This is a genomic window from Levilactobacillus fujinensis (genome assembly GCF_003946335.1).
Classification (GTDB): Bacteria; Bacillota; Bacilli; order Lactobacillales; family Lactobacillaceae; genus Levilactobacillus; species Levilactobacillus fujinensis.
On the sequence record NZ_RHNX01000056.1, the window covers coordinates 1 to 9,030 of the forward strand.

Consider the following 9,030-nt stretch of genomic DNA (forward strand, 5'->3'; position numbering starts at 1 on the left):
TCGCTTTCTAAGATCGAGGTCGATTCACTTTCCGCTGATGAGAGCGACTCTGATTCTGACACACTTTCTGATTCTGATTCACTCTCGGATTCTGACTCCGATTCGCTCTCGGATTCTGAATCAGCTTCCTCAACAGTAGCAATCGCCATGTTGGCATACGTCTGAGCTTCACTCGCCGCACTCGATGACTTTTCTTTAGCCGTCGCTGCTTCCGAAGCCGCAGAAGCTGCAGATGATGCATAAGATTGTGCATTCGAATTATCCCCCGCTGCCTCTGCAGATTCAGCTTGGGCTTGTGCTGCCAAAGCTGATGACGTTGCCGTCGAAGCCGTTACCACCGCATCTAATGCCTCCACTGATGCTGAGTTTGCCAACGTTGAATACCCACTGGCCGTTGAATTTTTAGGCGCATAGTCACTCGCCAAATTACCGTACGACATTGCTACACTGGCATATTCACTGGCAACATTGGCCGAGCTAGATGCCGTAGACGCTGATGATGTTGCCGCCGATGTTTCCACAGCATTAACCGTTAATGTTGCTGGTCCAATCGTATAGGAGTTGTTTGCAGTCGAAATGACCAAATGATATTGTCCGGCATCGCTGGCACTGATTCCACTGAGTGTCAAGGTTGGTGTCGTGGTCGTCACCGTTTTTCCATTCGGCAAATACCAGGTATAGGTAATGCTTCCACCAGAACTCAACGCATCGCTTAAATCCGCATCCGGTGACCAGGTCAAGGTGCCCCCGGCATTAACTGTTTGATCCGACAATCCATTACCGACAGTTACCGATTTATTGGCAAGAATCATGGTCCCGTCAGCGTTAGTCAATGTCGCTGTGATTGTGACTATACCAGACCCGCTAGCCACTGCAGTTACTAAACCTGAAGCATTAACCGTCGCTAAATCAGAATTACTACTCGTCCAGCTGATGCTCCCAGTCGCATTAGACGGGTCAGCTGTTGCCGTATAGGAACCCGATTGTCCGTTCATTAAATAGCTATCACCAGTAACTGCTAAATCATCCGCGTTAATATCATTGCCATAAACGTCAACTTCGGCAAGATTGCTACCAATGTCCCCACTACCGTTAAACGATACGCCAAGTGTCGTTAAACCTGCTGTCTCTTGAAAAATCATGGTTCCTGTAAAACTTGGGTCAACCGTAACCGTTAGCACACTGCTCGATTCTAGTGATGGTAACGTCAATATCGTATCATTCGACACATCACTATGAGCACTAATAAAATGATTGCTAACAGCTTGATCCAATGAATACCACGCCCCATTGACCTGGACTTCCCAAGTATGTGAAATCGTATGTGCGGGGGCGTTGATAATTGAAATTGCTGCGGTCGCGGACAGTGTAATCGTATTTCCAGAAGTTGTTGACGTCAGTGATACTGGCTGTACTAAGAAACCAGTACTTAACGGAATCCCCAAAATGCTCAGCGCATTACCGTCCAACACATACTGGGGATTATTCATATTATTTGAATACGTAGCCGCGGCCGAAGCCCCTAAAGCACTGAGACTGGCTGCGGAACTGGCAACATTCATGTACGACGATGCATCGGCTAAGGCTTCATCTGCATCCTCCGCGTAAGAACTGGCCACCGTTGCACTTCCCATAACCAAAGCAATCTGCGCAATTGTCATGTAAGATGTCGCCGTCGAGGCCGAAGCCGTTGCCGCACTCGCTGCCACCTGTGCATCCGCAGCGTAAGAAGACGTCACGTAGACATAGGAACTTCCTAGTGACGTGTTTTTCACCATGGTACTAGCTAACGAACTGGCAACACTCGCTGCTGAACTTGCTATGACACCAATTGAAGTCGCTGTAGACACATCCGCTGTAGCGACAGAAGTCGCATAAGACGACTGGAGCGACATCAAAGTTAATGCAGTTGCACCCGCCGCACTCATCGCATTGGTTAACTCAGTTGTGGCATTTGATGCTGCTGAACTGGCCAACGTGGCGGCCACCTCAGCAGCACTGTACTGACCAAGTACCGCATAGGAAGTCGCCATTTCCGCTGCTGAACTGGCCAAAGTTGCATCACTTTTAGCCGTCAAAGCTGCCGCCGTGGCTTCGCTATTATAGCTCGTCACGTAGCTGACATAACTTGTTGCTAAGGACGTGACATGGGTTGCATCATTAGCATTAGAAGTTGCCCGTACTGCTGCACTGGACGCAATTATCGCCGAAGATGCCGCCGCCGATGCATAGCTAGCTGCAATTTCAAATTGTAAAACTGTGTCGCCATCTTTTGCCGCTTGGCGTAACGCTGCATCCGTTGCTGTCTTTGTAACTACTGCTGCCGAACTCGCCAATTGCGCATAGGAACTAGCTAACGCCTCACTTGCCGCAACAGTTGCCATAGCAGAACTAGCTGCTGAATACGTCGTCTGACTTTCATATGACGAAGCCAAATTTGACGCGGTTTGTGCTACACTCGCTGCCGACGAAGCTAATGTTGCATAGGAAGTCACGTCGGTACTGGCACTTTGGGCCACCATTGCATAGGAAATTGTCGTTGCATCAGCCGTGCCAATAGCCATCACCTTTGTCGCATTAGAATTGGCGTCACTAGCAACGCTTTCTGCTGCCATTGCTTCACCAGTCGCCAAGCTAGCGGCTAGTGAGGCTTGCGTATGGTAATTCCCGTTTGAATCTGAAACCACGACAGTAATGACATTTGACCCTGCAGAATAAGATGACGCGGAAAGACCATATTTTCCTTTTAGGACACTTTGAAAATAATAAGTTCCTGCCGCATTAATAGCTTGTGTATTGGAACTGCTAATGCTTGATGATAATAGGCTGCTGCTAGGCGACTTCGTATCCGTCCCCCACACTGACCAAGTTGCCCCGTCTGTAGAATACATATACGTGATCGAATTACCACTAATAATCCCTGAATCAATGATTCCGCTGATACTCAATGTGAGGCTATCACCGACGTTTAAGTTCGTATTTGACGCCGTCATCGTAACACTAGCTGCTGTTGAACTCATATTTTGATTTTTTACAGGTGTTGTATCAAATTCCGATGCCATCAGAGCGGCACTCGTCGCCGTTGATTCGGATACAGCTGCTACATTCGCCGCTGCCGCTATTTCTTGGGCATATATCGTGGCACTTTTCGCTGTCGTAGCGGATGCCAAATTGCGGGCAGCTGCGCTAGCAACCGTCGCCGAACTGGCAGCAGTATTCGCAGCTGATGAAACCATCGCAGCGTAACTAGCGGCTTGCGTTCCGGTATACTTACTTGCCTGAGTAGCCTCACTTGTCGCCAATGAACTAGCCGTTGTTGCCGAATTTACGTCAACTGCAGCCGAACTGGTAATATCGGTCAAGGCCGTTGCCGTCGCTGCACTCGCTGCAGACTCCGCCAACGAATAAGCATTTATCGCCGCTATTGCTGCCGTCTCAGCCTGACTGCCCAAATTAGTTGCTGTCACATAGGCCGAACTGACCGTGTCAAAGTCGCCAAGAGCCGCCGCAGAGCTTGCGATTCGAAGGGCCGCACTACCATTATCTTGCATCGTTTCGACCGCTGCAGCCGCACTGCTAGCAACCGTGGCTGCACTATCCGCTGCGGTATAAAGGCCCGTTAGCTCATCATTATCCTGATCATATTGTGTCGTTGTGTACACGGCATCCACTGCGTCATTTGCATCATTAGCAAAGGTTGCCGCCGTCGTAGCACTAGAATCCGTTAGCTCATTAGCACTGCTGACCATGGCGACCAGCCCTAAAGCAGCCGCACTGGATGCTGCAGTAGCCGCGCTTGAAGTCAGACTGGCATATAACACTGCACTGATTGCAAAAGACGTGGCTAAACTCGTTGCATTTGATGCGTGCGCATCTAAATCAGTGGCCTCGCCCACACTGCTCCCTACCGCCGCTGCATAGGAATTTGCTAAACTACTATAATATTGTGCAAATTCCTCCGCCTGAGTCGTCTCATGGTAAGCACTTTGAACTGCACTGACTGCGGTCTGAACCATTGTCGTATTCACTAACGCTGCATAGCTACTGGCTGCACTAGATGCAAGTGTCGCCGCAGAAACTGCCGACACTGCCGTCGCTTTTACACTGGTAGCCGTTGCCGTTGAGCTAACCGCCGTCGCACGTAATAATGATGCCCGACTAAAGATTAATTTTTTAGCCGGTGACGACTTTGCTGCACCACTGGTAAAAGTACTAGAAATATCATTGGTCGAAGAAACGACCGCCATTGACTTTGTGGACGTTACTGCAGATGAACTAGCAGATGTACTAGATGCACTGCTATTCGAAGAAGCGGTCGGCGTTGAGTTTGCGGACGTTTCTGCAGACGAACTAGCAGATGTACTAGACGCACTGCTATTCGAAGAAACGGTCAGTGTTGAATTTGCGGACGTTCCTGCAGACGAACTAGTAGATGTACTAGCAGTCGAATTTGCAAAAGATGCCGAGCTGGCTGCCGAACTGCTCTGTGAGTTTCCGGCCACTGAAGATTGAGACGCTGAACTACTCTTCACGACCGTATTGGCCAGCGAAGAGCTACTCGTTGAATTTGTCAGTGTTGTTTGGGGTGCCGCTGAACTGGCGGAAGATGAAATTGCACTGGAAGCTGACACGCTGGTCCGTAACGCCAATGAAGACGCACTTGACCCGCTTGCCGAGGATTCGCTTGTACTCCCATCACTGGAAGAGCTATCAGTTTGGTTCGAAGAATCGGCCTTTACTGTTAGACTTCCTGTACCTAAGAGCGTAAATGACGCTAAAGCAGCGAAGACCCACTTTTTTCCTGCCTTAAACATCTTATACCGCAGTTTAGGATCGCCATTAAAAGCTTGATGCCGCATGAATTTCACTTTTAACACGTCCTTTTTTAGTTAACCATATAAGAAGCTAAATTCAAATTCGTAAATATTTAAAATCTCAGACTAGATTGCACCTGAAAGGTGACACCCTATGAATAGATTTTTTACTAAAGATTATTCTAGCACAAATTAACTGTACACACTATTTAAAGAACAAAACTACTTGATAATTCAAAAGTTCAATTATAGAATCGATTAGTTATTTGTACCATTTTCTACCAAAATAGTGTCTCACTTTTTGCCAGCATTAGCGATCGCCTAAATTCATACCTATTTTGTGTGTTAAACAGTTACAATTGCCAATATATCAGTGTTTCCAACCGGTTTCACTAACAATCCATATTTAGTAAATTCGGTTGTTCTCTCAATGTTTAGAAAACAATCTCAACCAAGCTAAACTAATTAGTAGTCAAAATTACATCTCCTATTTTTTTATAATTATTTTTTTAGCCAGAAACTACGATTTGAGCAAAAAGTCGGATTGAACAAATCCCAGTTGAAAGTCAACCGAATTTTTAGTTTATTTTAAGCTAGCAGCACTATTTTGTTACATTTTATATCAAATGTAACATTTTTGGCGAATAAAAAACTGCCAATATCTGATCTTCAAATAATGGCAGTGCCTAATTTTATACGATTATTTTAATACTGAACTTACAGTTCAAAGACTTCACGTTCAATCGCCAACGCCATGTCTGCCGGCAACGGCGCATAACAAGTAATCCATTTCCCCAAAAATGGCTGGTAGAAACAGACCCGTGCACAGTGCAACGCTTGCCGATGAATCCAAGGATTGGTTTGTGTCCCATACAGCCAGTCTCCTAGCAATGGATGTCCAATCGACTCGCAGTGCACGCGAATTTGGTGTGTCCGTCCCGTATGCAACTTAACGGCTAGCAAGCTAGCTGTTGCCGACTGGGCACAAACCCATAGCTCCGTTTTGGCCTGGCGACCATCTGCACGGATGGCCCGCTTAATGAACGACCCGTCCGCCCGTCCAATCGGTGCTTGAATCACCTGGTGGTTCGGCGCCACTCGACCACTTGCCACTGCCACGTACCGTTTATCTAGTTCACCATTCTTCAATTGTTTATCTAAAATGGAATGCGCAAAGTGGTGTTTCGCAAACAGGACCGCCCCACTTGTCTCACGATCCAACCGCGTCACGATGTGTGTCACGTTACTCGGTGCTTGAATGGCCGTTAGATGGCCTTTTACCCGATTAGCTAATGTGTCATCAGGATACAGGTGTGAGGGTACAGAGGCCATCCCCGCTGGCTTATTGACTACGAGGAAGTGCTCATCTTCATAGAGAATGTCCAGTGGCCGCATAGAAGTCGCCACATGCTCGTTCGTTGGTTCTGGTGGGAGTTGTAACCCAACGCGCTGACCAGGACGTGCCATCACCACCACCCGGACCTCTTCACCATCCAGGGTGACCACGCCACCGTGAAATTTGACCTGCTTTAAAAAAGTTCGTGTGACCCCATGTGCCATTAAAACGGTTCGCACATGCACTGGACTTTCACCGGTCACGATCCATTCGAATGTCGTCATCATGGTTGCTCACGGCCGATGAAGGATGCCTCGACGCGTTGCCAAAAGTGGGTGTGCCGGTATTCAGCAAACGCAATTCGTTGTCGCGCAATGCGATACGAAATAGCTTTGATTGGTCGACCTTCAATACTGAGTTGATCGCACATCAAAACGTTGTCCGCAGCATTGGTGGGTTCAATTCGAATCCACTCATCAGCTGGGATGATCAGCGGCGACCCCAGCGTTCTGAAGACTAGGTTGTTGATTGACGCAATTTCCGCCATTTGCACAGCATTGAATTGTGGATTCAAGACTGCTCCCCCAACGGACTTATTGTAGGCCGTTGAGCCAGTCGGCGTTGAGATACACAAACCATCACCCCGAAAACTCTCGAAGAACTCACCTTTAATGTAAACATCGGCAACCATCGTTCCAGAAACCTTCTTGATGGTCGATTCGTTCAGCGCAAGTGCTTGATCGGGATGGGTGCCATCCGCGTACTCCACCTGAATCGTTAATAGCGGGTAACTGACACTTTGCCCGTTATCGTTGACCAGACTCTTAATCAGCTCTCGAACCTCATAATCTCGCCAGTCTGTATAGAATCCCAAGTGCCCCGTATGAATCCCCACGAAGCGAATCTTATCCAGCCGGTCATTGTAATGGTGAAAAGCGGACAGCAACGTTCCATCTCCACCGACCGTAACCACAATATCTGGGTCCAGACTATCGAGCGTGACCTGAGCTGCGGTGAGCCCATCCTTTAACGCGGTTGCCACCTTCTGTGAAGAAGGACCGTTATTACTAAAAATGGAAACTTTCATACTCAATCTTCCTTATGCTGAGAAGGTGTTGCCCCGTCATCATCCCGAGGTGGCGTGATGTAATGCTGGGCCTCCTGAATCTCTTCTCGAATTTCGGACATTTCCGTGTCCAGCTTAAATGCGGCCTCCGCAGCCCGTTGCAGTCGTGCACTCAATTCAGCGGGGAAGTCACCCTGATACTTATAATTTAATGAATGCTCGATGGTGGCCCAGAAGTTCATGGCCAACGTCCGCACTTGAATTTCAGCTAATATTTTTTTCTCGCCGGTCACCAATTGAACTGGGTACTCGACCACGATATGGTAGGAACGATAGCCACTGGGCTTTTCGTTATGAATGTAATCCCGTTCCTCCAAAATAGTTAAATCCGTCCGTTGCCGCAAGAGATCAACAACTTGGTAAATATCCTCGACAAATTGGCACATGATTCGTAGACCCGCAATGTCTTGCATATCTTGTTCCAGACGCTCTTCGGCGACGTGCCGACGTGACATCTTTTCCTTAATGCTGGGGACTGGCTTGACACGTCCAGTGACAAACTCTATCGGCGGACGTTCGTTGCGGTTCTCGAACTGCTTTCTGATACCGCGGAGCTTAACCTTCAGCTCACTTACGGCCTGTTGATAGGGCAATAAAAATTGATCCCAATTCGTTATCATGACGACTATCCCCCAACCTTAATTACACGTCTTATCTTTCGATTCTACCATAATTTAGTCCCAACTGAGAGTAATTACTCCTCTAATTCGTTAAGAATTTCACTAACAGTTCAATCTGGGTGACCCGTGACTTTTACGAGGCGTTTAGCTTTACCTCACCAAGAAAATGTTGCATGATTAGGTTGCGTTTTAAACGAACGGTCTTCACCTCAAACAAACGTTCTGATTGCTATTTTTTGAAATTTTGCTAATGTAGTGGTATTGTTACTTTTTGTTTGGCGACCCTTGCTGATTGCCAATTCGAACAAGTATAGGAGGAAGCAATGTGTTAGAAGTCTATTTGTTCGTCAACCCGTTAGGCGCTCGTTGTATGCGTTCCGAGCGTAATATTATGAAGTTGGCCGATCATCTCAATAGCAAGGTGTCGTTTCAATTTGTTCCGTTGCTGAATCAACAGATCATTGAACAGGCCCTGCCTGTGCACCCCACTTTGGCTGAACGAAACGCCTTTTTCAACGTTTACTACCAAGCCATTCTCGCCTACAAGGCGGCCCTCTTTCAGGGCAAACGTAAGGGGCGCGATTTCCTCTTAAACATGCAAATGGCCGTTGTGAACGACCATCAGAAGTTTTCCAATGATTTAGTCTTAAATCTCGCTAAAAAATGTCATCTCGACTTAGATATGTTTGCGGAAGATTGCCAATCAGATTTGGCAAAACAAGCTTTCCAAACGGATCAAAAGTTAGCCGCCGAGATGAAGATCGAGCAATCTTCTTCTGCGGTTATCTTTAATTGTGATGTCTCACAGTGTGGCCTCTTGCTCAACGATGTCACCTATGAGTCCCTCTGTGATGTCTGTGAGAGTCAAGGCGTGGCGACTAAGGAAACGTTAATGGCCGAACCAACTTATACGTCGAACCGCCAAGCGGCTTCATCAGGCGGCGAAAACTATCATCCAAATCTTCATGTTCTATAATGCCTGCTGAATCGTTTTACGTAATTGCTAATTGAACCATTCATAAATCTCGTTTCCTACGGTTTTGGAAACGAGATTTTTGGTTCTTCGTCAACTGTTGTTGGTGAACAAAATATTGGAGTTCTAATCACTTGGTGATTAGGGCTCTTTTTGTATGA

Annotated in this window: 5 protein-coding genes; 1 reads left to right on the forward strand and 4 read right to left on the reverse strand. The window is 47.2% G+C overall.

Translation table 11 applies throughout. From position 1 onward, the window contains the following. The 4 genes from EKM89_RS13030 to EKM89_RS13045 all read right to left on the reverse strand — a co-directional run. Positions 1–4,859, reverse strand: a 4,859-nt coding sequence (locus EKM89_RS13030) for a KxYKxGKxW signal peptide domain-containing protein (protein WP_225421892.1), incomplete at its 3' end; no start/stop codon positions are given. A 672-nt stretch (positions 4,860–5,531) separates the two neighbouring features. Continuing rightward, positions 5,532–6,434, reverse strand: a complete 903-nt coding sequence (locus EKM89_RS13035) for an RluA family pseudouridine synthase (protein WP_125689183.1) — start codon at positions 6,432–6,434, stop codon at positions 5,532–5,534. Continuing rightward, complete coding sequence (locus EKM89_RS13040) at positions 6,434–7,237, reverse strand: NAD kinase (protein ID WP_125689185.1); 804 nt, start codon at positions 7,235–7,237, stop codon at positions 6,434–6,436. The genes EKM89_RS13035 and EKM89_RS13040 overlap by 1 nt, the downstream gene beginning before the upstream one ends. Positions 7,238–7,239: 2 nt before the next feature. Next, positions 7,240–7,896, reverse strand: coding sequence for a GTP pyrophosphokinase (locus EKM89_RS13045; RefSeq protein ID WP_056986518.1), 657 nt, complete (start codon positions 7,894–7,896; stop codon positions 7,240–7,242). A gap of 325 nt (positions 7,897–8,221) precedes the next feature. Between EKM89_RS13045 and EKM89_RS13050 the strand changes: the two genes are divergently transcribed. Further along, positions 8,222–8,872, forward strand: a complete 651-nt coding sequence (locus EKM89_RS13050; protein ID WP_125689187.1) for a DsbA family protein — start codon at positions 8,222–8,224, stop codon at positions 8,870–8,872. Positions 8,873–9,030 lie beyond the last annotated feature (158 nt).

What these genes read in the sequence shown, in the direction of transcription:
- EKM89_RS13035 (WP_125689183.1), bottom strand. Translation starts at nt 6,434, where the DNA reads ATGACGACATTCGAATGGATCGTGACCGGTGAAAGTCCAGTGCATGTG.
- EKM89_RS13040 (WP_125689185.1), bottom strand. Translation starts at nt 7,237, where the DNA reads ATGAAAGTTTCCATTTTTAGTAATAACGGTCCTTCTTCACAGAAGGTG.
- EKM89_RS13045 (WP_056986518.1), bottom strand. Translation starts at nt 7,896, where the DNA reads ATGATAACGAATTGGGATCAATTTTTATTGCCCTATCAACAGGCCGTA.